This window comes from Microbispora sp. CL1-1, from assembly GCF_012034195.1.
Lineage (GTDB): Bacteria > Actinomycetota > Actinomycetes > Streptosporangiales > Streptosporangiaceae > Microbispora.
This window is the reverse complement of the sequence record NZ_JAATEK010000011.1, coordinates 87,395-108,284: the sequence shown is the minus strand read 5'-3', so window position 1 is coordinate 108,284 and position 20,890 is coordinate 87,395. Positions and strand designations below refer to the sequence as shown.

Below are 20,890 nucleotides of genomic sequence, written 5' to 3'. Positions count from 1 at the left end.
GTAAGGTGAGGCTCATGACCGCCCGCCCCCTCAGCCCCATCAAGATCGTCGACCTATTCGCCGGATGTGGGGGGCTGACTCAGGGGTTCCATACGTTCAAGCCGGGCGCCTTCCGTACGGTCGGAGCGGTGGAATGGGACATCGCCGCAGCCTCTACGTACGCGGCGAACTTCGCCGAGGAGGCCGGCGGGACCGGCCATATCTATGCAGGTGACATAGCCGGGTGGGATCCCAAGAATGTCGCTTCCGACGTGGACGTGATCCTTGGCGGCCCGCCCTGCCAGGGTTTCTCCGGCTTGGGCAAGGAGGATCCGCTCGACCCCCGGAACAAGCTCTGGAAGGAGTACGTCCGGGTGGTCCTGGCGCTCAAGCCCAAGATCTTCGTCATCGAGAACGTGGACCGCTTCCTGAAGTCGCATGAGTACCAGTTGCTCAAGGCATCGACAGGTGAGCGCGGTGAGTTGCGAGAGTACGTTCTGGAGACGAAGCTGCTGAACGCGGCCGACTACGGTGTACCTCAGACTCGCCGGCGTGTGATCGTTCTGGCCACTCACCGAGACCTCATCGAGTCGCACCCGTCCAAGAAGCCTCTCCAACACCCCAAGCCCACCCACCGGAAGCCCGATAAGAAGAGCGATGGGGCGCTGTTCGAAGCGCTGGAGAGATGGATTCCCGCAAGCGCCGTCTTCAGCTCCACTCCTCCGGAGACGGCGACCACTGAACTACCGGCACGGACCTGTGACCTCCTGGGCCGGACACTCCCGGGCACCTTCCGCACGAGTGACCTTCATATCGGTCGTAACCCGACAGACCTCTCGCGCGAGCGATACAAGGCGATTCCCGAAGGGGGCAACCGTCACAACCTGCCGCCTCACCTGTCGACTCCGAACTGGATCAACCATCGAACCGGTTCCGGAGATGTGATGGGGCGCCTCTGGTGGGACCGTCCCTCAGTGACCATCCGCACCGAGTTCTACAAGCCGGAGAAGGGCCGATACCTCCACCCGAAGGCCGACCGCCCGATCACACACTTAGAAGCCGCGCTTCTCCAAGGCTTCCCCCTCGAGTATCAGTGGGTCGGCAGCAAGATCCAGATAGCGCGTCAGATCGGCAACGCCGTTCCCGTGGGTCTTGCCCAAGCGATCGCCGGCGAGCTGTATCGCTACCTGGCGGCCGCCGAAGCCTGGGAGCATTCCCCAGTCTCCTTGGTGAATCCGGAAGCGCATCCCAGCGGCTCATCCGGTTCTCTCGCGTGAGAACCCGCTGCCCCAAGGTTCCGAAGCACCGTCGCGCGGTCGCGACGTAGTGGACGAGTCGGGCATGGTTGCGGCCTCGAACAGGTCCACTGCTGCTGCGACTACTTCCGACTGAAACAGCATGATCACGAAAGTCGCCACTCATTCCCTGCACCGCTGATGTCATCCCACGCTTGCCTTCGGCCAGATGTCCCGGCCGGCTGACCATAGCTCCTTTACGTGGTAGGCGAAGCGGTCATAGAGGCCGTCGTCTTGGTGGCGCTTGAGGTGCAGGAGCGGCGAGTCGTGACCGACAAGCTTGGCCAGGTGTGGGGTGACGAGCATTTCGTCGTCGAACTGGAACACCGACATGGCGATGTGCTCGTCACCGAACCGCGCCTCGACGCCGGGCACGCCCTTGAGCTGGTCGAGTTCGGCCAGTGTGATGCGGATCCGCGTTGACACTGTGAGCGGGACGCCTTCGGCTTCCTCGCGTCGGCGGGTCACCTCGCTGTCGGGGTCGCCGATCAGGAAACGGACACTGCAGCCCTGCTCGACTTTGCGTTTGAGCACCTTCGCCAGGTTGGGGTGTTCAAGCCAAAGGAAGTAGTTCGTGTATCCCGCCAGCGTGATTGTCGATTTCGCCTCGGTGATGAGCGCCCGCCACACGCTCTTCGGGCAGGCGGACCGGTAGGGATAAACGGACACCACTTCTCGATCGGGGCCGATCTTGACCGTGTTCCGAATCGCCTCGGGCCATAACACGGACTCATCCACTCCCAACGCTTCGGCAGCGGCCCACCGATGACGCGGGTGCGGCACGCGTGCCTCGTCAGCCAGCCAGCGGGACACCGTCTTGACGTCTACCTCGCACCGTAACGCGAGGTCCCTTTCGGTAAGTCTCGCACTGGACATGGCTTGGCGTAGAGAGTCATTTGCCACTGGCGACCTCGAATCGGGGGGACGTTGAGGACGTCTCCCGACGGTAACGCGAAACGTCCCGCACGTCCCGCAAACGCAGTGTAAATGTGACGGCACAGTACGTGACTCTGTCGCCATGTCCCCGACGACAACCTTTGCGAACCTGCAGGCCGCGTTCCCCCAATGGACAATCTGGCGGAGCTCAGCGGATCGCCTGTGGGCAACGCGCAATCAGCGACTCACCGACGCGCAGTTGAGTCACGGGCTGAGCCACACCATCGATGCGGACGACGCCGACCAACTCGTTGCGCGGCTCTGCGACCAGGAGGAGCTCGCCGCAGGGTTGCTGCCCCAGTGAGTGCCCTCCGAGAGTCCGCTGTCCGGGCGCTCGATGCTCTGGCTCAGGCCGCCGACGCCTGCCCGGGGCTGCATCTTGCGCCCGAGCAGCCGGGGCACGTCACGCTGCGGTGGATGGCTGAGACCAGGCGCACCGCCCGGGTTCGGGTCGTGGCCCACACCTGCGACCACTGCTCCCCGCTGGCGTACGAACTGTGCGCGTCCGGCGGGCTGCTGTTCGTCCGCCGTACGGACCGGAGCGGCGGCCGACCGGAAACGAGGGAGACCGAACGGCTGCCCGACGCCCGGACGCGCCGGATCTGGCTGGACCTGCTACGCGGCCGAGCCCGATAAAGACAGGCCCGGTGAAGACAGGGCCGACGAAGACGCCCGCCCGGCGAACCGTACGAGGCGGGACCACCAACAGGAAGGAGCCCGATGGACCTGTACGACCGCGACCTCGCCGGAGCGCGCTTCCGGCGGCTGTGCGGCGGCAACCAGCAGGAGGAGGACATGGAGTCCTGCGTCGAGCTGGCCCCGATTCCGGGCGAGGCGGACGCCTTCGCCCTGCGTGACAGCAAGAACCCGGATGCCGGGACTCTCCGGTTCACCGGTGCCGAGCTTCGCGCGGCCGGCCTGACCACACTGTAGGAGCACGGCGGCCCCTGCCCGCTCGCACCAGGCAGGGGCCACCCCCACTGTACGGAGCGTCATGCACCTGCACTGCTACGTGTGGAGCGGCATCGGGGAAGAGCTGCGCAACGAGGCCGAGCGGCGACCGCCGCTGCCGCCCGCCGACCCCGGTCCGTTCACGAGCTCCCCGCTGCCGCCGATGCGTACGTGCGACTGGCTGCTGAAGCCGGCCCGCCGGATCGACGCCTCTGCGGCCACTCCCGACGACGCGCTCACGTGGCTGGCGGAGCGCTACCGGGCGATGGAGAGCTCCTTCCTCCGCCCGGCCGACGAGGCCCGCATCGGGCTCGACGTACGGCTGCGCAACGCCCGCGAGGCACTCACCGGCGGCGTCGACGTGCAGTGGGGCATCTGGCTGACCGGCGGCCGGTTCCTCACCTGCGGCGTGGTGTGCTGCTCCCCCAACCGCCACGCCGCCTACCGCTGCCCCACCTCCTGAACCGGCCTACGAGCCTTCCGACCAGAAGATCTGAAGACGAGCAAGCGCCTCATCTCGCGACATGCGGCCGACCTCGGCGTCGGTCAGCCCGGCTCGATGGATGAGGAGATAGACCAGGTCTGCGGGCAGCGCCTCAGCCGGCGCTTGACGGCCTCCCCGGTCAGGCACGATCCCGTCCCGGACGCAGCCCCAGAACTCCTCCTCGGAGACCTGGAGCTGGTCTCGCAGGATATGAGCCCAAAGGCTGGGCCCATAGCGGTCAGGTGGATGTGAAATTCGCGTCCGCAGGATGCCGCCCGTAGGGAGGTCGAACTCGTACGTGACGTGGTGCGTGCCCGTCCGTCCCCTGGCGTCCCGGATTCGCCGCCAGCCTTCGCTCTTGCAGAAACGCTCGTGATCTTCCCGGGTCGGCTGCGGCCACGTCATTGAGCCGCCCCTATCAGCCACTCCCGTAGCTGGTCGTCGCTGCTCAGGCAGATCATCTGCACCAGCCCCCAGTTGTCGCGGTGGTTGACCGCGTCCAACAGGTGGTCCTGCCAATCCTCGGCGTACTCTCGAAGCGCGTCGATCATCTCGTCGATGGCCTCGTCGAACGTCCGCCCGTCCGCGGCGACCGGCAGCCCTGGAATGAAGACCGACCATCCGCCATCCTCGGCCACTACCTGGGCGTTGGATGGGCAGATTCGAGCCAGGAAGTATCGCAAGCGCTCGCCGTCTACTACAGCGGCGGTCCGGTCGTCGCGGCGAACGGTCGCACTCCGACCCCGCTCAGCAGCGTCGAGGAGCTCCTTGAGCTTGGCTCTGGCCTCCGTGTAGCTGGCGAAATGCACTCCCATGCCACTTCCTCTCGTCCCACTGCCAATATCGGATCGAGAGAAACGTACGTCAAGTACGCGAAGTACTTGGACCCGCACGGCGTACTCCGGGGTTGTCGATCCGATCAGGCGCCGCCGGTCACCTTGATGGCCTGTGCGGTGATGCCGGTGTTGGCGGCCGAGACCAGGCGCACTGCCGGGCGCGGGTAGTGGCCCGTGCAGTGGGGCATCTGGCTGACCGGCGGCCGGTTCCTCACATGCGGCGTGGTGTGCTGCTCCCCCAACCGCCACGCCGCCTACCGCTGCCCCGGCTCCTGACTCAGTCGAGGACGAGGAACTGTTTGCCGTCGATCAGCTCGCGTACGGCGTCGAGATGGCCGGCGTGGGTCGCCGTCTCCACGATGACGTGGAGGATCGCCGAACGCAGGTCGCGCGGCGGCCGGTCGTCGCGGAAGTCCGGCCACCAGCGCGGCGTCTGGTTCAGACCGCTGGAGGCGATCACCTTGTCGGCGCGCGCCGTCTCCTCGCGGTAGAGGTCGAACACCTCCGAGGCGGGCAGGTCGGCGGGCACCTGCCACGCGTCGGCCGAGGTGGCGAACGAGGCCACCGCTTCGGGGTCGCCACCGAAGACCGCGCGGAACCAGAAGCGCTCGACGTCGAGGGCGAGGTGGTGGACGAGGCCGACCGGGGTCCAGGCCGACGGAAGGACAGGACGCCGGAGGTCGGCCTCGTCCAGGCCGTCGAGGATGTCGAGGACGTGCCGCCGCTTCCAGTTCAGGTAGCCGAGGAGGGTCTCGACCTCACTCGATTCCGGTGACGAGCTCATGTGCGATCTCCCCTTCGGTCACTCTGTCGCGATGGCGTCGAGCAGCCGCTGGAGGACAGCGCGATCGCCGGTGGTCTTCAGCCGCTCCCCGAGCCGGACGGGCGGGGTCCCGTCGATCACCAGGGCCTTGAGACCGGCCGAATCGATCCCGAGGGGCGTCGTCGTCTCCCGCAGCAGGGACTGCCGGCCCCATCGGCTCAGGTGCACGAGGATCGGCTTCAGGTCGTGGCCCCACTCGGTGAGCTCGTAGAAAAACAAGTAAATAGCTTTGCATATGTAGCGTCCTGTGCGCTGTTGCCACACTCAGGACACCGCGCGAACAAGCGATGGCAAGAGGACCGATGGGCGGCAGTTATCAGGACAGTGATCGCCAGGACGTGCACGGCCGGAGCGCTACGCGGTTTCGTCCCCGGATCGGGGGTACGGCGTAACGAGGTCGGAGTGGCCGGCGTCGCGCACGCGCCGTCGGGCCGTCCCGACCACATGGGGCCGGAGGTTTCTCCGGCCGTACGGAAAATCCGCCCCCATTCGTGAAGGAGCAAGTCAATGCTGACGCTGACCGACAACGCCGTCATGGCGATTCGTGATCTGACGGCCGGTGACAACATCCCTGATGAGGCGGGCCTGCGACTGGCGGCGAGGCCCGGCCCGGAAGCCTCCCTCGAACTGTCTCTGGTGAGCGCGCCGCAGGCCGGCGACCAGGTGATCGAGAAGGCGGACACCCGGGTCTTCGTCGAGGCGGAGGTGGCGCCCTCGCTCGACGACAAGACGCTCGACGCCGAGATCGGCGCGGAGGGCCAGCACACCTTCCTGCTCATGCGCCAGTAGAACCATCTCTGGCGGTGCGTAACCGCGGCCCGAGTCGTGCGGGCCCGCAGGCCGTCCGGCCCAGACCAGCCGGCGGCTACGGCGCGGGCTCGCATCGGGTCGTCACAGCGAACAGGTGTCAGGCTCCGCCGGTCACTTTGATCGCCTGTCCGGTGATGCCGGTGTTGGCGGCCGAGCCCAGATAGACGACGGCGTTCGCGACCTCGGCGGCGTCGAGCAGGCGGCCGATCGGAGCCCGCGCGCTGTAGTGCCCGCCCCATTGCTCGGCCATCTCGGCGTTCGTCTCGGTCCTGGTGAAGCCGGGCATGACGACGTTGGACAGGATGTCGCCGGCCTTCCCCAGCCCGAACGCGGCTGACCTGCTGAAACCGTGCAGCGCCGCCTTGGCCGCGCCGTAGAACTCCCCGCCGGGCATGCCGTCGACCGCGACGCTCGACGAGATGTGCACCATCCGGCCCCATCCGCGCTCGCGCATCGACGGGACGACCGCCCGGCTGAGCCGCAGCGCGCCCTCGACGTTGACCCGGATCACCTTCTGCCACCTCACGTCGGGCACGGCGTCGAACGGGAGGTCCGCTTCCGGCTCGTCGGCGCCCCAGTGCACGGCGTTGTTGACCAGCACGTCTATCCGGCCCGACCACGCGAGCACGCTCTCGACCAGGCCGCGGGCCGCTTCGTCGTCGTCCATCTCGTACGGCGCGACGAGCGAGCGTCCGCCGATCTCCTTGGCGAGCCGTTCCGCACCGTCCTGCGCGTGGTGATAGGTGAGCACCACGTCGGCTCCTTCGGCGGCGAACCCGCGGGCGATCTCCCGCCCGATGCCGCCGGAGGCCCCCGTCACGATGACCGTACGGCCGGTGAGTCCCAGATCCATGTCGGCGCTCCTCATGTCAGTGACAACCGTGAACAGCACCGAGGATCCGGTGACGGGGACCACCCGAGGGAGGCCGGGCCGAGACTGGCCCCCGCAGGGCCACGATCGGAGGCGAGGTCGCTCGGTAGCCTGCGAAGCGTGAGCGACAACACCCTGGGAGAGTTCCTGCGGTCCCGTCGTGAGGCGGTCACCCCCGCCGAGGTCGGGCTGCCCGGCGGCGGCCGGCGCCGCACCCCCGGCCTTCGCCGTTCCGAGCTGGCCACGCTGGCCGGGATCAGCGTCGAATATCTCACCCGGCTTGAGCAGGGGCGGGACCGTCACCCCTCGGTGCCCGTGCTCGCCGCCCTCGCCGACGCGTTGCGCCTGTCGTCCGACGACCGCCTCCATCTGCTCCACCATTTCAAGGCGGCCGACGGTGCCGGCCGGCTCGTCGGCCCGTGCCAGGGGCCGCCCGCGCAGTCGGTCCGCCCCACCGTCCGGGCGCTGCTCGACCGGCTCGAACCCGCCCCGGCGGTGGTCGTCAACCGGCTCGGCGACGTGCTCGCCCACACGAACGGCTACGAGCGGCTCGCCGGTCCCATCGGACTGCTGGACCGCAGGCCGCCCAACCTGGTGCGGTACGTCTTCGCCGACCCCCGGGCCAAGGCCGCGTACCCCGAGTGGGACCGGGTCGCCGGCGAGCGGCTCGCCGCGCTGAAACCGGGGATTTCCCGGGAGGACCCGCACGTCGAGCGCCTCGTCAACGAGCTGACCCTGGCCGTCGGCGCGCCCTTCACCGACCGGTTGGCGACGCCGCCCGGCCCGCCCAGGCGCACCGGTCTCGAACGGCTGGCGCATCCCGAGGCGGGCGAACTACGGCTGGCCTACGAGACCCTCGGCCTGTCCGGCGACGACAGCCAGGTCCTGATCGCCTATCTCCCCGCGGACGACGCCACCGCCGCCAGGCTCGACCGCCTCACGGGCCGCCATCCCGGCGCCCTCCGCGCCGTCTCGGGCTGATGATCGCTGATTCCCGGCATGGTCTAACGGCATGGTCTAACGGATCGCCACTCTGTCGAGCCATTCGCCGACGAGCGCGGCCAGCAGCCCGGTCTGCTCGTGCGGCAGCGCGTGCCCGGCCCGGTCGAGGACGGCGTAGGTGGCATGCGGATAGCGCGCCACCAGCTCCCAGGCGCCGGCGTACCCCACCGTGGAGTCCTGGCGCCCGGCGAGGATCAGGGTCGGGCCGGCGTACGGGGAGACGTCGCTCAGCCGCCATTGTTCGAAGACCCGCCCGAGGCCGTCCCTGTCGACGAGGGGCAGGGCCGGGGCCACGTGCTCCCGGAACCGTTCGAGCGTGGCGGGCGTCTGCACCACGAAGTAGTCACGGAACTGGGCCTGCTCGGCCGGGCTCAGCACCCCGGCCACGTCGGCCGAGGCGTGCAGCACCTCGTGTGCGGGCACGTCACGTGCGTCCTCGCCGAGCGGGCAGATCAGCGCCAGCCCCGCGACCTGGTCCGGACGGCGGGCGGCGATGCCCCGGGCCAGATATCCGCCGAACGAGTGGCCGACGATCGCGAACGGCCGATCGCCGGCGACGGCGTCGACCAGACCGAGCACGAGATCGAGGACGTCGTCGGAACCGCGGAGCCGGTCCCCCACCGGAGTGCGCCCCATGCCGGGCAGGTCGGGGTAGACGCGCCGATAGCCGGGCCGGTCGCGGAAGACCGGTTCCAGCGCGCCGGCCATCTCGCGGTGGTCCACTCCCGCTCCATGCAGCGCCAGAACGGGCATGCCGTCGCCGTGCTCGGCGAAATGCACTGGTATGCCGCTGATCTCCACGTCCATTTGGTCAACCTAGCCAGATCAGGCGGGGGCCGTTCGGGAAACGAGCCACTGCTCCCGGGTGATCGCATACTCGACCTCGCCGAGCTCGCTGCCGGGGAGCGGCTCCTCCCAGTCCATGTGGAACGTACGGACGTACTGCATGCCGATCGCGGCCATCGTCGCGCGGGAGGCGGCGTTGACCGCCATGGTCTCGGCGAAGACGCGGTCGAGCCGGAGGTCTTCGAACGCGTAACGAAGCAGCTCGCGGGCTCCCTCGCTGCCCAGGCCCTGGCGCCAGTAGCGCCGCAGGAGCCGGTATCCGAGCTCGGCCTGTCCGTCGGCCGGGCCCTGGTCGGCACGCGCGGGCGGCTCCAGAAGCCACCAGCCGACGAAGCGCCCGTCCACGAACCCGGTCCAGAAGCCGAGCCCGGCGGCGCGGTGCGCGACGTCGAGCCGCTGACGGTGGAGGGCCTCCACCTCCTCGCGGGTGCGCGCACGGCCGGTGAGGTAGCGCATGACCTCGGGATCGGCGTCGAGCTCGATCTCGTGCTCAAGGTGGTCGTCGGACAGCGGCACGAGCGTGATGCGGTCGGTCTGCAACATCGGCTGCGACATGGGCTCTGACATGCGGGCGATTCTCGCGCCCGAGCCGCTTTCCGGTCATTCCCTTTTTCCGGAAACGGCGCGTCAGAGCCAGCCCTGTTCGTCGGCTATCAGCGCGGCCTCGGCGCGGGTGCTCGCGCCGGTCTTGCCGATCGCCGCCGACAGGTGGTTGCGTACGGTCCCGGCCGACAGGTGCAGGCTCCGCGCTATCTCGGCCACCGTGCCGCCCTGCCGGGCCGCGCGCAGCACGTCGCGCTCCCGCGGGGTCAGCGGGCTCGACCCGCTGGCGAGCGACTCGGCGGCCAGGGCGGGATCGACCACGCGCAGGCCCGCGTGCACCCGGCGCACCGTGTCGACCAGGTGCTCGGGCGGCGCGTCCTTCACGACGAAGCCCGAGGCGCCGTTTTCCATGGCACGGGCGAAGTAGCCGGGCCGCCCGAAGGTCGTGCAGATAACCACCCGGCACGACGGGAGCGCGGCGCGCAGGTCGGCCGTGACCTCCAGGCCGTCCCTGCCCGGCATCTGCACGTCGATCAACGCCACGTCGGGCCGGGCGTGCCGGGCCGCCTCGACGACCTCCTCGCCCGAGCCCACCTGGGCCACCACCTCGATGTCGGGCTCCAGCGCGAGCATCGCCGCCAGCGCCCCGCGTACGAGCGCCTGGTCGTCGGCGAGCAGCACCCTGATCATGCGCGGCTCGCCCGCAGCCGGAAGCCGCCCGCGGGCAGCGGGCCCGCCTCGACCCGCCCGCCGACGGCGCGCAGCCGCTCGGCCAGGCCGGACAGGCCGTTGCCGGGCTTCGCCGCGTGCCGCCCCGCGGTTTCTCGCCCCGTGTCTTGCCCCGTGCCGTTGTCGCGCACCTCCAGCCAGTCGTCCCCGAGCAGCACCTCGCACCGGGTGGCGCCGCTGTGCCGGATCACGTTGGTGACCCCCTCTCTCAGGACGTACGCGAAGGGCTCGGCCAGCTCGGCCGGCACGTGGTCGGCGGACGGCGGGAGGATCGGGCTGATCCCGGCGGCCCGCAGCGCGGCGCGTGCCCCCGCCAGCTCGGCGGCGAGGGACGGCCGGCGGCGGCCCGACACGGTCAGGCGCACCTCGCCGTGCGCCTCCCGGGACAGCCGTTCGACGTCGCGCAGCTCGGCCAGAGCGCGTTCGACGTCGCCGCCACTCTCCAGCACCCGGCGGGCCAGGGCGGTCTTCACCGTGATCGTGGTCAGGCTGTGCCCGAGCACGTCGTGGAGGTCCCTGGCCAGCCGGTCGCGCTCGGCCGCCGTGGCCAGCGCCGCGATCTCCTCGTGGGCCTGGCCGAGCTGGACGACGAGCCGGATCAGCAGCGTCACGGCCACCGGGATCACGACCCCGGGGACGAGGCCGCCCACGTGCTCCCAGGTGACGGGGCCGGGGGCGAGCCACTGTGCGAGCACCTGAAGCAGCCAGGTCGCCGCCGCGAGCAGCACGCCCCAGCGGGCCGGAAGCAGCCAGGCCGCCACCGCGAGCACGTAGCTGAACACGCCGGCATGGCCGAGATAGAGCGGGCCGTCGCGCAGCAGGGCCGCCACGGCCGCCAGCGCGAACAGCGCCCCGACGAGCAGGATCCGCCGCCGGGGCGGCAGGCGGATCCCGCCGATCATGGACCAGAGCCAGCCCGCCGCGTACAGGACAGTGACGGCGCCGAGCGCGATCCGCACCGCCGGGGCCTGCGGCCCGGATCCGTCCGGCCTCAGCGCCTCCCGCAGCGTCTCCCACAGCGGCCAGACCAGCAGGAGCGCCAGCACGAGGACGCCGCGGACGTGAGCCGAGCGAGACCCCGGCCGGGCCGGGTTCCACACCGGCCAGGCGGAACGCCCCCATACGCCCTGCTCGCCCACGTCAATCACCCTAGGCCCGCGCCGTGTCGCGGCGATACCGGACGGCCACGGCGACGCCCAGCACGAGCGTGTACAGCGCCAGGACCAGCACGGCCACCCCGCTGCCTCCCCCGCTGCTGTGCCCGCCCAGCGCGGCGGCGTGGCCGATCTCGGCGAGCCAGTAGCTCGGCAGGACCTTGGCCACCACCGCGAGCGCGGCGGGGAACGTGCTCACCGGGATGAACAGCCCGCCGACGAAGCCGAGCACCAGCACCACCGCCCCCTGGTACGCCTGGAGGCCCCGGGCACTGGCGAACTGGCCGATCAGCAGGCCGAGCAGGGCGAACGGCACCGTGCCCGCCCACACGCCGAGCACGGCCGTCGCCCAGCCGCCCGCGGACAGGTCCACCCCGCCGGTGAGCGCGGCGACCAGCGACACCCCGGCCACCGGCGGCAGCGCCACGACCATCGCCACCGACGCCTTGGCCAGCAGATAGCCGCCGCCGCTGAGCGGAGTCAGCCGCAACTGGCGCTGCCAGCCGATGCCGCGCTCCACCGCCGTACGTGCCCCGACGTCGAGCGCCGCCTTCATCGCCCCGAACACCGCGACCCCGCCCATCACGTACGCCGCGGGAGCGCCCTGGTCGGCGAAGCGGTCGGCCATCAGCAGATAGATGCCCACCGGCAGGGCGACCGCGAACAGCAGGAACTTGGCGTCCCGCAGGGTCCGTCTGATCTCGAACGCGAGATATCCGGTCATCGCACGGCCTCCGCTGCTCCGGTCAGGCGCAGGAACGCCTCCTCCAGGCCCAGCGCGCCGACCTCGACGTCCCGCACCTCGGGATAGCGCGCCAGCAGGTGCCGTACGACCAGGTCGGAGTCGGTGCAGCGGAGCTCGGCCCGGCCGTCGCGCACGTGCGCCGCAGTCACGCCCGGGAGCGCGCCCAGGTCCTCGGCGCGCGCGCCGGGCACGGTCGCGGTCACCGTACGGCCGGACACCTCGGCCATGACCGCCGATACCGGGCCGTCGGCCACGACGCGGCCCGCGTGCATCAGCACGACCCGGTCGGCGTACGCCTCGGCCTCCTCCAGGTAGTGCGTGGAGAACAGCACGGTGCGGCCGGTCTCGGCGAAGGCGTGCATCGACTGCCAGAACTCCCGCCGGGCCGTCACGTCCATGGCCGCCGTCGGCTCGTCGAGCACCAGCAGGCCGGGGCCGGACACCAGGGCCATGGCGAACCGCACCCGCTGCCTCTGGCCGCCGGACAGCAGCGCGGCCCGGCGACCGGCGAGGCCGGCCACCCCGGCGCGGCCCAGCACCTCCTCCACCGGCAGCGGCGTCCGGTGCAGCGACGCGATCAGCGCCACCGTCTCGCGGACGGTCACGTCGTCGAGCAGCGTGCCCTCCTGCGGCATCACGCCCACCAGGCCGCGCCGCACCGCCTCATGCGGAGACGCGCCGAACACGGCGATCTCCCCCGCGTCCGGACGGCTCAGCCCGACGACCATGTCGATCGTGGTGGATTTTCCCGCGCCGTTCGGGCCGAGCAGGGCCACCACCTCCCCCCGGTCCACCACCAGGTCGACTCCGTCGACCGCGCGGGTCTCGCCGTACGTCTTGCGCAGCCCCGCGATGGAGAGGGCGGGGGCGCCGTCATGAAGGTTCATGCGACAAGCCTCCGCCGCCGCCTCGACGCGGGCCCCCGCCGTCTGTCACGACCCGCCCACGACAGATGTCACGGATCCGGGTCGTGTCGGCCCGCAACGGTGCCCGCTAGATCGGATCTAGCGGCGTCCGCGCCGGATCTGGCGCCTGTTTCGTGAACGTTTGGATGAAACGGAGACGACAGATCATGCACGACCTGGCGATAGAGACATCGGGCCTGGTCAAGACATTCGGCGACAACCGCGCGGTGGACGGTCTCGACCTCACGGTGCCGGCCGGCACGGTATATGGCGTGCTCGGCCCCAACGGGGCGGGCAAGACCACGGCGGTCAAGATGCTGGCGACCCTGCTGCGCCCGGACGGCGGCGAGGCCAGGGTCTTCGGCCACGACGTGCTGCGCGAGGCCGACGCCGTACGCGGCCGGGTGAGCCTGACGGGCCAGTACGCCTCGGTGGACGAGGAGATGACCGGGGTGGAGAACCTGGTCCTGCTCGGCAGGCTGCTGGGCCACAGGAAGGCCGCGGCCAAAGACCGGGCCATGCAGCTGCTCGAGGCGTTCGGGCTGACCGAGGCCGCCCGCCGGCAGGTCAAGAACTACTCGGGCGGCATGCGCAGAAGGCTGGACATCGCGGCCAGCATCCTCAACACGCCCGACCTGTTGTTCCTGGACGAGCCCACGACCGGCCTCGACCCGCGCAGCCGCAACCAGGTCTGGGACATCATCAGGATCGTGGTCGCCCACGGCACGACCGTGCTGCTCACCACGCAGTATCTGGACGAGGCCGACCGGCTGGCGGGGCGCATCGCGGTCATCGACCACGGCAGGGTCATCGCCGAGGGCACGCCGGGCGAGCTCAAGTCGTCGGTCGGCTCGGGGGCGGTGCACGTGCGGCTGCGGGACGCCGCGCAGCGGCCGGAGGCCGAGCGGGTGCTGGCCAAGGAGCTGAACACCCAGGTCCATCTGGAAGTCGATCCCGTGGCCCTGACCGCCCGCGTCGCCGGGGGTGACGCCGACGCGGGTGCGGAGCGGGCCTCGCGCGCCCTCGCGGCGCTGGCGGCGTCCGGCATCGTCGTGGACGACTTCTCCCTCGGCCAGCCCAGCCTCGACGAGGCCTTCCTCGCGCTGACCGGCGCGCCTCCCGGGGAGCACAGCCTTGCCCTTACGGATCACCCGGCCACCGGCGAGAACGCTCAGGAGGAGGCGGCATGAGCGCCACGACCACCGAGACCGGCACGTCCTTCGTCCCCGCCGCCGACACGCTCGGCGCGGTCCTGGCGCCTGGCGTACGCCCGCCGCGCCCCAGCGCCCTGTCGGCCTCGCTGACGTTCGGCTGGCGGGCGATGTTGAAGATCAAGCACGTGCCCGAGCAGCTCTTCGACGTCACCGCGTTCCCGATCATGATGACGTTGATGTTCACCTATCTGTTCGGCGGTGCGCTGGCGGGCTCGCCGACGGAGTATCTGCAATTCCTGCTGCCGGGCATCATGGTGACGAGCGTCGTCATGATCACGATGTACACCGGGGTCGAGGTCAACAAGGACATCGAGAAGGGCGTCTTCGACCGCTTCCGCAGCCTGCCGATCTGGCGGCCGTCGACCATGGTCGGCTACCTGCTCGGCGACGCGTTGCGCTACACGATGGCCTCGACGGTCATCCTCGTGGTCGGCCTCGCGCTGGGTTTCCGCCCGCAGGGCGGGGTCGCCGGCGTGGTGGCCGCGATCGCGCTGCTGGTGGCCTTCTCGTTCGCGTTCTCGTGGATCTGGACGATGTTCGGGCTGCTGCTGCGCAGCGAGAAGTCGGTGATGGGCGTCAGCATGATGGTGCTGTTCCCGCTCACCTTCCTCAGCAACGTCTACGTCGACCCGCAGACCATGCCGGGCTGGCTGCAGGCGTTCGTCGGGGTCAACCCCATATCCCACCTGGTCACCGCGGCGCGTTCCCTGATGGCGGGCAGCCCCGACACCGGGGAGATCACCTGGGTGCTGGTCTGCGGCGCGCTGTCGGTCGTGATCTTCGGCGCGCTGACCATGCGGCTCTACAACCGCAAATAGTCACAGGCGCCAGGTGATCTCGTGGCCGGGCTGGTAGCGGCAGGTGGCGCCGGTGGAGACGGCCGCGCGGAGGTGCGCGGCCAACGCGGGATGCAGGTGGTCAAGCTTGCGCAGCACGTCGCGGATGCGGGCGGTGACGGCCTTGCGGGCGCGCTCCGCCTCGTCGCCGAGACGGCGGTCCCGGCCGCCCAGACCGGAGGCGGAGCGCAGCTCGGCCAGCAGGGCCGCCCGTTCCCTGTCGAACTCCGCAGCTCGGCCGTCGTCGCGCCGCTCGGCCGCCCGGTCGATCTCCTCATCGAGCAGGGCGAGCCGGCGCCGATAGCGCGCCTTGGCCTCCTCGTCGAGGACCGCGTCGCCGCCCATCCCCCGGGCGGCGACGACCAGCTCCCCGCCCTCCGGATCGAGCAGCCGTACGGCGGGCAGGTCGGCCCCGGGATGGCTCAGCAGGAGATGGAGGTCGCGCAGGCCCTTGGCGTCGGGCAGGCGGACGGTGTGGCCGCCGAACCCCAGGGTCCAGACCGCGCCGTCCCGCCGGAACTCGGCTCCGGCGCCGGGCGGTGTGCGGCTCCTGCGGACGCGCTCCAGGACGTGCCGCATGCCGAGCCGGCGCGCCTCGCTCTCCACGTCGTCCAGCAGCTTCCCGGCCTCCTCGGCGTCGCCCGGGCGGCACCGCCGCAGCAGCGCCTCGCCGAGATGCGCCCGCGCCTCGACGGACCACGGGCGGGCGAGCAGCAGCTCGGCGGAGTGCCAGGCGGCGGTGAACCCGTCGATCGCCTCGTCCCAGCGTTCCTGCGCCGCGTCGACAAGGGCACGCAGGAGGACCACCGGGCCGCCGATGTCCCAGCCGTACATCGACACCGCCCAGGTGCCGAGATAGGGGTCGAGCTCGGTCCGCGCCTTCTCGCACAGCTCCGGGTCACGCGACCAGGCGGCCACCATGGCCTGGAACCGCAGCCACAGGGGCTGCACCGCACGTCGCGGCTCGCCCCTCGCCATGGTGTCGCGCAGGTGGCGCAGCGCGGTCGCGCCGTCTCCCCTGCGCAGCGCGGTCATCCCTTCGAGCAGGCCGGGGCAGGGGTGCCCGCCCCGGCGCAGCGCCCGGTGGATCTCGTCCAGGCCGTCGTCGCGGCCCTGGAGCATGCGTACGGCCCAGCGGTGGTGGTCCAGCATGTAGAGGCAGTGGTCGTGCCCGTGCTCGAACCGGGCGAGCTCGTCGAGCAGGGCCTCAGCCTGGGCGAAGTCGCCCGTGAGGGCGGCGATGATGCTGCGGTCGCTGGCCGTCGCTATGTCGATGCGCGGCAGGTCGGCGCGGCCGCCGAGCGCTACGAACTCGCGGAACTGGTCGAAATAGGCGGGATCGCCCTGTTCGAGCAGTGCCACCCAGCGCAACGCGGCGGCGATGCTCTCCATCTCGACGTCGCCCGTGCGGCGGGCCAGGGTCAGTAGCTCTCCGGTGAGCGCCACCCTCTCCGGTGCGGTGCCCAGGCCCCAGATGGCGTCGTGGGAGGCCCACAGGCTGAAGGCCAGCGCCTCGTCGTCCTCGCCGCGCCGGGCGAGCAGCGCCACGTGGATGGCCAGCTCCCGTGCCAGGTGGTCGAGGGACAGCTCCTCGCCGGGAGGCCGGCCGTCCCGGACCAGCGCGGCGTGCGCCTCACGCAGCAGATCTGCGACCAGCGGACCACCGTCGCCACCGCGGGACGCGTAGAAGGTCAGCGCCACCCTCGCGATGAGCTGGGGCTCGCCGATCTCCCGGGCGACGTTGGCCGCCTCCTCGAACGCGCGCCGGCCGCCGTCGCGGTCATGCCCGTGGAAGACCTCTCTGCCGAGTTCGAGTGCGATCAGGACGCGCCGGCGGTGCTCACCGGCGACGGCGGCCAGTTCGAGCGCCCGGCGATAGTGCCCGAGCGCCTCCTCGGTGGCCAGGCGCGCGGCGGCGTCGCGGGCCGCGGCGAGCAGCCGGTCGGCCGCGTGGGCCGGCTCGACGTGGTCACCGGCCAGATAGGCGTGCCGGGCCACGTCGGCGGAGAGCACATGCTCCGCGAGAGCCGGCGACCGCTCCACGGCGTCGACCACCGCGGCGTGCCGCCGGGCCGCGGCCTTCTCATCGAGCGACTCGTAGAGCGTCTGGCGGACCAGATCGTGCGCGAACGCGAACACCTCGCCGCCTGCCGACCCGCCGCCTGCCGACCCGCCCCCTGCCGACCCGCCCTTCGCTATGACGAGCCGGGCGGCCACCGCCTGGTCGAGCAGCCGTTCCACCTGGAGGACGGGAGCGGCGGCGACGGCGGCCAGCACCTGGCGGTGGAACTCACGCCCGAGCACCGCGGCGGTGACGAGAAGGTCCACGACCGGCGCGGGCAGCAGGGACAGCCGCCGCAGCAGGGTGTCGCGAACGCCGGGAGCGATCGTGGCGACCGAACCGCCGCTGCGCCACAGCCGCGCGGTCTGCTCCACGAAGAAGGGGTTGCCGCCGGTGCGCCGGTGCACCTCGGCGACGAGGTCGGCGGACGGATTCAGGCCGGCGGCGCGGGTCATCAGCGCGCCGACCTCCTCGCGTTCGAGCCCGGTCAGGGTCACCGTGGTCGCCCGCGCGACGAGCGGCAGCACGAGGGGCCGCAGCGGATGGTCCGCCGACTCCACCTCCACGTCGCGGTAGGTGCCCACCAGCAGCACCCGCTCGAACCAGGTGTGCTGGGCCGCGAAGTCCAGCAGCCGGAGCGACGCGGCGTCGGCCCAGTGGAGGTCTTCGAGCACGACCACCAGGGGACGGCTCTGGGACACCGCCACCAGGGCGCTCGTCACCGCGTCGTACAGCCGGAAGCCCTCGGCCGCGTCGGCGCTCGGCGACTCGCCCAGCAGCGCGGCCAGTCCGGCGCCCCCGGCGTCTTCGGCCGCCGCCCACTCCTCGGGCGCGGCCCACCGCCGCATTCCTCGCAGCACCTGCACCCACGGCCAGTAGCCGGGGGCGTTGTCGGACTCCCAGCAGGCTCCGCCGAGGACCAGCGCGCCCAGGCGCCTGGCCTCCTCGGCCGCGCTGGTGACGAGCGTGGTCTTGCCGATGCCGGCCTCACCGGCGACCAGCGTCAGGCCGCCGTGACTGCCGACCGCCCGCGCGATCTCGGCGCGCAGCAGCGCGGCAGGATGCTCCCTGCCGATGAGCTGAGGGATCGCGCCGTCGATTCGCATGCCGATTCGACGGTAGCCGCCCGCTCCGACATTTTCAGCCGAGAAACTTCGTGAGGATCTCCGCCAGCGCCGCCGGCCGCTGCAACACCGCGTGGTCCTCGCCGGGCATCACCCGGAGTTCGGCGCCGGGCACGGTCGCCGCGACGGCCTTCGTCCCCTCCGCCAGGTTCGGCGCGGTCTGGTCGCCGTACACCGCCAGCACCGGCACGCCGATCCGGGCGAGCCGCTCGTACGGCATCACCTGCCAGATCTCGCTGACCAGCACGTCGTACGGCAGGCTGGGCGCCTTGTCGGCCAGGAACGCCCACCCCGGCCCGGCCTTCATCCCGGCGATCGCCTCGGTCGGCACTCCGACCGCCTCGTGGAGGAACAACTCCACCCCGCCGTCGCGGTCACCGGCGGCCACCAGGGCCTTGAGCCGGTCGTAGATGTCGGCCGCCGGCCTCGGCTGGTTCTCGTCCGCGCAGTACGGCGGCTCGTAGACGGCCACCCGGTCGATCGGCAGGCCGCGCATGACCCCTTCCAGCACGAGGATCGCGCCCGAGGAGTGGCCGAACGCCGAGGCCCGGCCGCCGACGTGCTCGATGACGGCCGCCAGGTCGTCGATCTCGTTGGCGACCCGATAGTCGTCGCTCTTGTCGTCGCTGCCCGCCCGGCCGCGCCGGTCGTACGTCACGACGGTGAACGCCGACGCGAGTTCGGCGGCGAGCCCGGCGACGGTGGAGCGGTCGTTGAACGCGCCGCCCACGAGGACCACCGGCGTGCCCTGGCCGATCGTGTCGACGGCGAGGGTCGTGCCGTCCTTCGAGGTGATGTGCTCGGTCATGTCCGTCTACCTTTCACGGTTACCGGCGGGTGAAGGTCATATGGGTGACGCCGCTGGGGGTGGTCACGGACTCGATGTCGAAGCGCTGCTCAAGCCCTTCGAGCCCGTCCCACAGTCGTTCGCCGCGGCCGAGGACGATCGGGACGACGGCGACGTGCATGTGGTCGACCAGGTCCGCGGCGAGGAACTGACGGACGACGCCCGGCCCGCCGCCGATCCGCACGTCGAGACCGCCCGCGGCCTCGCGCGCCTGCCGCAGCACCTCCTCGGGGGTGGCGTCGATGAAGTGGAAGGTGGTGCCGCCCTCCATCTCCACCGATGGTCGCGGGTGATGGGTCATGACGAAGACCGGGGTGTGGAACGGCGGGTTCGGGCCCCACCATCCGGTCCACTCGTGGTCCTCCCACGGGCCCCGCTGCGGCCCGAACTTGTTGCGGCCCATGATCTCCGCGCCGACGCCCTCGTTCCAGGTGCGGGCCAGGGCGTCGTCGGCCCCAGCGGCACCGCCGGTCTTCCCCTGCATGGCGCGGAAGATGCGGGTCTCGAAGAACCACTCGTGGAGCCGTCCGCCGGCGTGGCCGAACGGCTCTTCGAGCGTCTGCCCCTCACCCGTGGCGAAGCCGTCCAGGGAGACGGAGAAGTTGTGCACTCTGACACGCGACATGGCTGATCTCCCGGATTCGGCGAGTGATTGCGGATTGCAACTACTGGGATCGACCGTAGACTAGGTGCTGGCAAAACGCAATCAGTTTGGAGGTCCGCATGCCAGACGAGCCGCGGTCGGGGTGCGCGATCAACGCGGCGGTGGAGGCACTCGGCGACAGGTGGAGCCTCATCGTCCTGCGCGACATCATCTTCGGCGGGCGGCGGCACTTCCGTGACCTGCTCGGCAACTCCATCGAGGGGATCGCGTCGAACATCCTCAGCAGCCGTCTCAAGAGCCTCGTCGCCGGTGGTCTGCTGACCCACGAGGACGCGGGCCGGGGACGGCGGGGCACCTACAGCCTCACCGAGGCGGGCATCCAGACGGTCCCGATCATGGTCGCGCTCGGCTCGTGGGGACTGCGGCACCGTCCGACGACGCCGGAGCTGGCCGTACGGGCACGACTGCTGGAAGAGGGCGGCCCGCCGCTGTGGGAGGACCTGATGGACGAGCTGCGCGAGACGCACCTGGGCATCCCCCGCCCCGACCCCAGCCGCCCGCGCGCGTCCCAACTGCTCCAGGATGCGTACGAACGCGTCGTGGCGACGTCGGCGGGCTAAGCTAACTTAGCTAAGGAGGTCGGTGATGTCAGAAGGCGCTACCGAGCAATACAACATCCACGAGGCGAAGACGAACCTGTCGCGCATCATCGACAGAGTCGAGCACGGCGAGGAGATCGTCATCAGCCGTGCCGGTCGTCCCGTGGCCAAGGTCATTCCCTTCCCGACCAAGGTGAGCCGCCGCGGCAGGGGCTCCCTGAAAGGGCAGCTCCACATGGCCGACGACTGGGACTCACCTGAGGTCAACGATGCCATCGCAAGGGATTTCGGGCTGCTGCCGTGAGGATGCTTCTCGACACACACGTCGTCCTCTGGTGGCTGAGCGACGACCCGACGCTCGCCGACGAGATCAAGAGCATGATCGAGGAAGAGCCGGAGGTCTTCGTGAGCCCGGCCACTCTTTGGGAGGTGGCCATCAAGCAGAGCATCGGCAAGCTGGTCGCACCCGACGACCTCGTCGAACGAATCCGCGACAGCGAGTTCCGCGAACTGCCGATTCGCTTTGGCCACACCATCGAGGCGGGGAGGCTACCACTCCTTCACCGCGATCCCTTCGACCGGCTGCTGATCGCTCAGGCCCGCCACGAAGGACTCTCCTTGGTCACCAGAGACGGCCGGATTCCCAAGTATGACGTCCATGTGCTGACGGTCTGAGCGCGCCGCCGGGCTCGGAG

The 20,890-nt window shown here is 70.8% G+C and carries 28 protein-coding genes; 12 read left to right on the top strand and 16 right to left on the bottom strand.

The annotated features are described in order from the left end of the window. Nucleotides 1–14 precede the first annotated feature (14 nt). A complete protein-coding gene (locus tag HCK04_RS16205; protein WP_142648156.1) occupies nt 15–1,256 on the top strand; it encodes a DNA cytosine methyltransferase in 1,242 nt (413 codons plus the stop codon). A gap of 162 nt (nt 1,257–1,418) precedes the next feature. On the opposite strand, the gene HCK04_RS16200 is transcribed toward HCK04_RS16205, so the two are convergent. Further along, complete coding sequence (locus tag HCK04_RS16200) at nt 1,419–2,087, bottom strand: hypothetical protein (RefSeq protein ID WP_260617287.1); 669 nt, start codon at nt 2,085–2,087, stop codon at nt 1,419–1,421. A gap of 205 nt (nt 2,088–2,292) precedes the next feature. Here HCK04_RS16200 and HCK04_RS16195 point away from each other — a divergent pair, with 205 nt between their 5' ends. The 4 genes from HCK04_RS16195 to HCK04_RS16180 all read left to right on the top strand — a co-directional run bounded on the left by HCK04_RS16195 (nt 2,293) and on the right by HCK04_RS16180 (nt 3,624). Continuing rightward, nucleotides 2,293–2,514: a hypothetical protein gene (locus HCK04_RS16195; RefSeq protein ID WP_142648154.1), complete on the top strand. Its 222-nt coding sequence runs from the start codon at nt 2,293–2,295 to the stop codon at nt 2,512–2,514. 113 nt (nt 2,515–2,627) lie between these two features. Continuing rightward, nucleotides 2,628–2,846 carry a hypothetical protein gene (locus tag HCK04_RS16190; RefSeq protein ID WP_205830312.1) on the top strand — a complete coding sequence of 73 codons (219 nt, stop codon included), beginning with the start codon at nt 2,628–2,630 and terminating at the stop codon, nt 2,844–2,846. A gap of 84 nt (nt 2,847–2,930) precedes the next feature. After that, the gene (locus tag HCK04_RS42415; protein WP_142648153.1) at nt 2,931–3,143 is read left to right on the top strand and encodes a DUF397 domain-containing protein; all 213 of its coding nucleotides are present in this window, start codon (nt 2,931–2,933) and stop codon (nt 3,141–3,143) included. Between the two features lie 61 nt (nt 3,144–3,204). Next, a complete protein-coding gene (locus tag HCK04_RS16180) occupies nt 3,205–3,624 on the top strand; it encodes a hypothetical protein (RefSeq protein ID WP_142648152.1) in 420 nt (139 codons plus the stop codon). 6 nt (nt 3,625–3,630) lie between these two features. Here HCK04_RS16180 and HCK04_RS42410 read toward each other — a convergent pair whose 3' ends face one another. From HCK04_RS42410 to HCK04_RS16160, 5 genes are all read right to left on the bottom strand, one after another. After that, nucleotides 3,631–4,050 carry a cytotoxic translational repressor of toxin-antitoxin stability system gene (locus HCK04_RS42410; protein ID WP_142648151.1) on the bottom strand — a complete coding sequence of 140 codons (420 nt, stop codon included), beginning with the start codon at nt 4,048–4,050 and terminating at the stop codon, nt 3,631–3,633. Beyond that, entirely contained in the window at nt 4,047–4,460 is a 414-nt protein-coding gene (locus HCK04_RS16170; protein ID WP_142623584.1) for a prevent-host-death protein, read from the bottom strand. Before HCK04_RS16170 ends, HCK04_RS42410 begins: the two co-directional genes overlap by 4 nt. Before the next feature lie 104 nt (nt 4,461–4,564). Further along, nucleotides 4,565–4,696 carry a hypothetical protein gene (locus HCK04_RS43610; protein WP_261985922.1) on the bottom strand — a complete coding sequence of 44 codons (132 nt, stop codon included), beginning with the start codon at nt 4,694–4,696 and terminating at the stop codon, nt 4,565–4,567. 62 nt (nt 4,697–4,758) lie between these two features. Continuing rightward, the gene (locus HCK04_RS16165) at nt 4,759–5,265 is read right to left on the bottom strand and encodes a DinB family protein (RefSeq protein WP_142648150.1); all 507 of its coding nucleotides are present in this window, start codon (nt 5,263–5,265) and stop codon (nt 4,759–4,761) included. An 18-nt stretch (nt 5,266–5,283) separates the two neighbouring features. After that, on the bottom strand, nt 5,284–5,523 hold the full coding sequence (locus HCK04_RS16160) for a hypothetical protein (RefSeq protein WP_142648149.1): 240 nt from the start codon (nt 5,521–5,523) through the stop codon (nt 5,284–5,286). Between the two features lie 288 nt (nt 5,524–5,811). On the opposite strand from HCK04_RS16160, the gene HCK04_RS16155 reads away from it, so the two are divergent. After that, nucleotides 5,812–6,093, top strand: coding sequence for a Fe-S cluster assembly protein HesB (locus HCK04_RS16155; protein ID WP_142648148.1), 282 nt, complete (start codon nt 5,812–5,814; stop codon nt 6,091–6,093). Between the two features lie 118 nt (nt 6,094–6,211). Here HCK04_RS16155 and HCK04_RS16150 read toward each other — a convergent pair whose 3' ends face one another. Next, on the bottom strand, nt 6,212–6,967 hold the full coding sequence (locus HCK04_RS16150; RefSeq protein ID WP_168065975.1) for an SDR family NAD(P)-dependent oxidoreductase: 756 nt from the start codon (nt 6,965–6,967) through the stop codon (nt 6,212–6,214). 138 nt (nt 6,968–7,105) lie between these two features. Between HCK04_RS16150 and HCK04_RS16145 the strand changes: the two genes are divergently transcribed. Continuing rightward, a complete protein-coding gene (locus HCK04_RS16145) occupies nt 7,106–7,966 on the top strand; it encodes a helix-turn-helix transcriptional regulator (protein WP_142648146.1) in 861 nt (286 codons plus the stop codon). A gap of 36 nt (nt 7,967–8,002) precedes the next feature. Here HCK04_RS16145 and HCK04_RS16140 read toward each other — a convergent pair whose 3' ends face one another. The 6 genes from HCK04_RS16140 to HCK04_RS16115 are packed head-to-tail and all read right to left on the bottom strand — an operon-like array spanning nt 8,003 to nt 12,891. Further along, nucleotides 8,003–8,794, bottom strand: a complete 792-nt coding sequence (locus tag HCK04_RS16140) for an alpha/beta hydrolase (RefSeq protein ID WP_142648145.1) — start codon at nt 8,792–8,794, stop codon at nt 8,003–8,005. A gap of 18 nt (nt 8,795–8,812) precedes the next feature. Next, nucleotides 8,813–9,400 (bottom strand): GNAT family N-acetyltransferase, encoded by a 588-nt coding sequence (locus HCK04_RS16135; protein ID WP_221889922.1) that lies wholly within the window; start codon nt 9,398–9,400, stop codon nt 8,813–8,815. 60 nt (nt 9,401–9,460) lie between these two features. After that, nucleotides 9,461–10,066: a response regulator transcription factor gene (locus HCK04_RS16130; protein ID WP_142648144.1), complete on the bottom strand. Its 606-nt coding sequence runs from the start codon at nt 10,064–10,066 to the stop codon at nt 9,461–9,463. Next, a complete protein-coding gene (locus HCK04_RS16125; RefSeq protein ID WP_205830311.1) occupies nt 10,063–11,244 on the bottom strand; it encodes a histidine kinase in 1,182 nt (393 codons plus the stop codon). The genes HCK04_RS16130 and HCK04_RS16125 overlap by 4 nt, the downstream gene beginning before the upstream one ends. 10 nt (nt 11,245–11,254) lie before the next feature. Further along, on the bottom strand, nt 11,255–11,983 hold the full coding sequence (locus tag HCK04_RS16120) for an ABC transporter permease (RefSeq protein WP_142648143.1): 729 nt from the start codon (nt 11,981–11,983) through the stop codon (nt 11,255–11,257). Beyond that, nucleotides 11,980–12,891, bottom strand: coding sequence for an ABC transporter ATP-binding protein (locus HCK04_RS16115; protein ID WP_142648142.1), 912 nt, complete (start codon nt 12,889–12,891; stop codon nt 11,980–11,982). Before HCK04_RS16115 ends, HCK04_RS16120 begins: the two co-directional genes overlap by 4 nt. A 164-nt stretch (nt 12,892–13,055) precedes the next feature. Between HCK04_RS16115 and HCK04_RS16110 the strand changes: the two genes are divergently transcribed. Continuing rightward, nucleotides 13,056–14,099, top strand: coding sequence for an ATP-binding cassette domain-containing protein (locus HCK04_RS16110; protein ID WP_240971471.1), 1,044 nt, complete (start codon nt 13,056–13,058; stop codon nt 14,097–14,099). After that, nucleotides 14,096–14,941 (top strand): ABC transporter permease, encoded by an 846-nt coding sequence (locus HCK04_RS16105; RefSeq protein WP_142648141.1) that lies wholly within the window; start codon nt 14,096–14,098, stop codon nt 14,939–14,941. The genes HCK04_RS16110 and HCK04_RS16105 overlap by 4 nt, the downstream gene beginning before the upstream one ends. Here HCK04_RS16105 and HCK04_RS16100 read toward each other — a convergent pair whose 3' ends face one another. Genes HCK04_RS16100 through HCK04_RS16090 form a run of 3 tightly spaced genes read right to left on the bottom strand, consistent with a single transcriptional unit; the run spans nt 14,942 to nt 19,617 of the window. After that, nucleotides 14,942–18,127 carry an AAA family ATPase gene (locus HCK04_RS16100; protein WP_142648140.1) on the bottom strand — a complete coding sequence of 1,062 codons (3,186 nt, stop codon included), beginning with the start codon at nt 18,125–18,127 and terminating at the stop codon, nt 14,942–14,944. It lies immediately after the preceding gene. A 34-nt stretch (nt 18,128–18,161) separates the two neighbouring features. Further along, nucleotides 18,162–18,953, bottom strand: coding sequence for an alpha/beta hydrolase (locus tag HCK04_RS16095; RefSeq protein ID WP_142648139.1), 792 nt, complete (start codon nt 18,951–18,953; stop codon nt 18,162–18,164). Nucleotides 18,954–18,972: 19 nt separating this feature from the next. Continuing rightward, a complete protein-coding gene (locus HCK04_RS16090; protein ID WP_142648138.1) occupies nt 18,973–19,617 on the bottom strand; it encodes a dihydrofolate reductase family protein in 645 nt (214 codons plus the stop codon). A 98-nt stretch (nt 19,618–19,715) separates the two neighbouring features. Between HCK04_RS16090 and HCK04_RS16085 the strand changes: the two genes are divergently transcribed. From HCK04_RS16085 to HCK04_RS16075, 3 genes are read left to right on the top strand one after another with little or no spacing between them, the layout of a single operon-like run. Continuing rightward, the gene (locus HCK04_RS16085) at nt 19,716–20,216 is read left to right on the top strand and encodes a helix-turn-helix domain-containing protein (RefSeq protein ID WP_142648137.1); all 501 of its coding nucleotides are present in this window, start codon (nt 19,716–19,718) and stop codon (nt 20,214–20,216) included. A 25-nt stretch (nt 20,217–20,241) separates the two neighbouring features. Beyond that, nucleotides 20,242–20,499, top strand: coding sequence for a type II toxin-antitoxin system prevent-host-death family antitoxin (locus tag HCK04_RS16080; protein ID WP_142648136.1), 258 nt, complete (start codon nt 20,242–20,244; stop codon nt 20,497–20,499). Between the two features lie 2 nt (nt 20,500–20,501). Further along, entirely contained in the window at nt 20,502–20,870 is a 369-nt protein-coding gene (locus HCK04_RS16075; RefSeq protein WP_240971487.1) for a type II toxin-antitoxin system VapC family toxin, read from the top strand. Nucleotides 20,871–20,890 lie beyond the last annotated feature (20 nt).

Coding starts and splice junctions, on each gene's coding strand:
- HCK04_RS16205 (WP_142648156.1), top strand. CDS start 15: ATGACCGCCCGCCCCCTCAGCCCCATCAAGATCGTCGACCTATTCGCC.
- HCK04_RS16195 (WP_142648154.1), top strand. CDS start 2,293: ATGTCCCCGACGACAACCTTTGCGAACCTGCAGGCCGCGTTCCCCCAA.
- HCK04_RS16190 (WP_205830312.1), top strand. CDS start 2,628: ATGGCTGAGACCAGGCGCACCGCCCGGGTTCGGGTCGTGGCCCACACC.
- HCK04_RS42415 (WP_142648153.1), top strand. CDS start 2,931: ATGGACCTGTACGACCGCGACCTCGCCGGAGCGCGCTTCCGGCGGCTG.
- HCK04_RS16180 (WP_142648152.1), top strand. CDS start 3,205: ATGCACCTGCACTGCTACGTGTGGAGCGGCATCGGGGAAGAGCTGCGC.
- HCK04_RS42410 (WP_142648151.1), bottom strand. CDS start 4,050: ATGACGTGGCCGCAGCCGACCCGGGAAGATCACGAGCGTTTCTGCAAG.
- HCK04_RS16170 (WP_142623584.1), bottom strand. CDS start 4,460: ATGGGAGTGCATTTCGCCAGCTACACGGAGGCCAGAGCCAAGCTCAAG.
- HCK04_RS16165 (WP_142648150.1), bottom strand. CDS start 5,265: ATGAGCTCGTCACCGGAATCGAGTGAGGTCGAGACCCTCCTCGGCTAC.
- HCK04_RS16155 (WP_142648148.1), top strand. CDS start 5,812: ATGCTGACGCTGACCGACAACGCCGTCATGGCGATTCGTGATCTGACG.
- HCK04_RS16150 (WP_168065975.1), bottom strand. CDS start 6,967: ATGGATCTGGGACTCACCGGCCGTACGGTCATCGTGACGGGGGCCTCC.
- HCK04_RS16140 (WP_142648145.1), bottom strand. CDS start 8,794: ATGGACGTGGAGATCAGCGGCATACCAGTGCATTTCGCCGAGCACGGC.
- HCK04_RS16135 (WP_221889922.1), bottom strand. CDS start 9,400: ATGTCAGAGCCCATGTCGCAGCCGATGTTGCAGACCGACCGCATCACG.
- HCK04_RS16130 (WP_142648144.1), bottom strand. CDS start 10,066: ATGATCAGGGTGCTGCTCGCCGACGACCAGGCGCTCGTACGCGGGGCG.
- HCK04_RS16120 (WP_142648143.1), bottom strand. CDS start 11,983: ATGACCGGATATCTCGCGTTCGAGATCAGACGGACCCTGCGGGACGCC.
- HCK04_RS16115 (WP_142648142.1), bottom strand. CDS start 12,891: ATGAACCTTCATGACGGCGCCCCCGCCCTCTCCATCGCGGGGCTGCGC.
- HCK04_RS16110 (WP_240971471.1), top strand. CDS start 13,056: ATGAAACGGAGACGACAGATCATGCACGACCTGGCGATAGAGACATCG.
- HCK04_RS16105 (WP_142648141.1), top strand. CDS start 14,096: ATGAGCGCCACGACCACCGAGACCGGCACGTCCTTCGTCCCCGCCGCC.
- HCK04_RS16100 (WP_142648140.1), bottom strand. CDS start 18,127: ATGCGAATCGACGGCGCGATCCCTCAGCTCATCGGCAGGGAGCATCCT.
- HCK04_RS16095 (WP_142648139.1), bottom strand. CDS start 18,953: ATGACCGAGCACATCACCTCGAAGGACGGCACGACCCTCGCCGTCGAC.
- HCK04_RS16090 (WP_142648138.1), bottom strand. CDS start 19,617: ATGTCGCGTGTCAGAGTGCACAACTTCTCCGTCTCCCTGGACGGCTTC.
- HCK04_RS16085 (WP_142648137.1), top strand. CDS start 19,716: ATGCCAGACGAGCCGCGGTCGGGGTGCGCGATCAACGCGGCGGTGGAG.
- HCK04_RS16080 (WP_142648136.1), top strand. CDS start 20,242: ATGTCAGAAGGCGCTACCGAGCAATACAACATCCACGAGGCGAAGACG.
- HCK04_RS16075 (WP_240971487.1), top strand. CDS start 20,502: ATGCTTCTCGACACACACGTCGTCCTCTGGTGGCTGAGCGACGACCCG.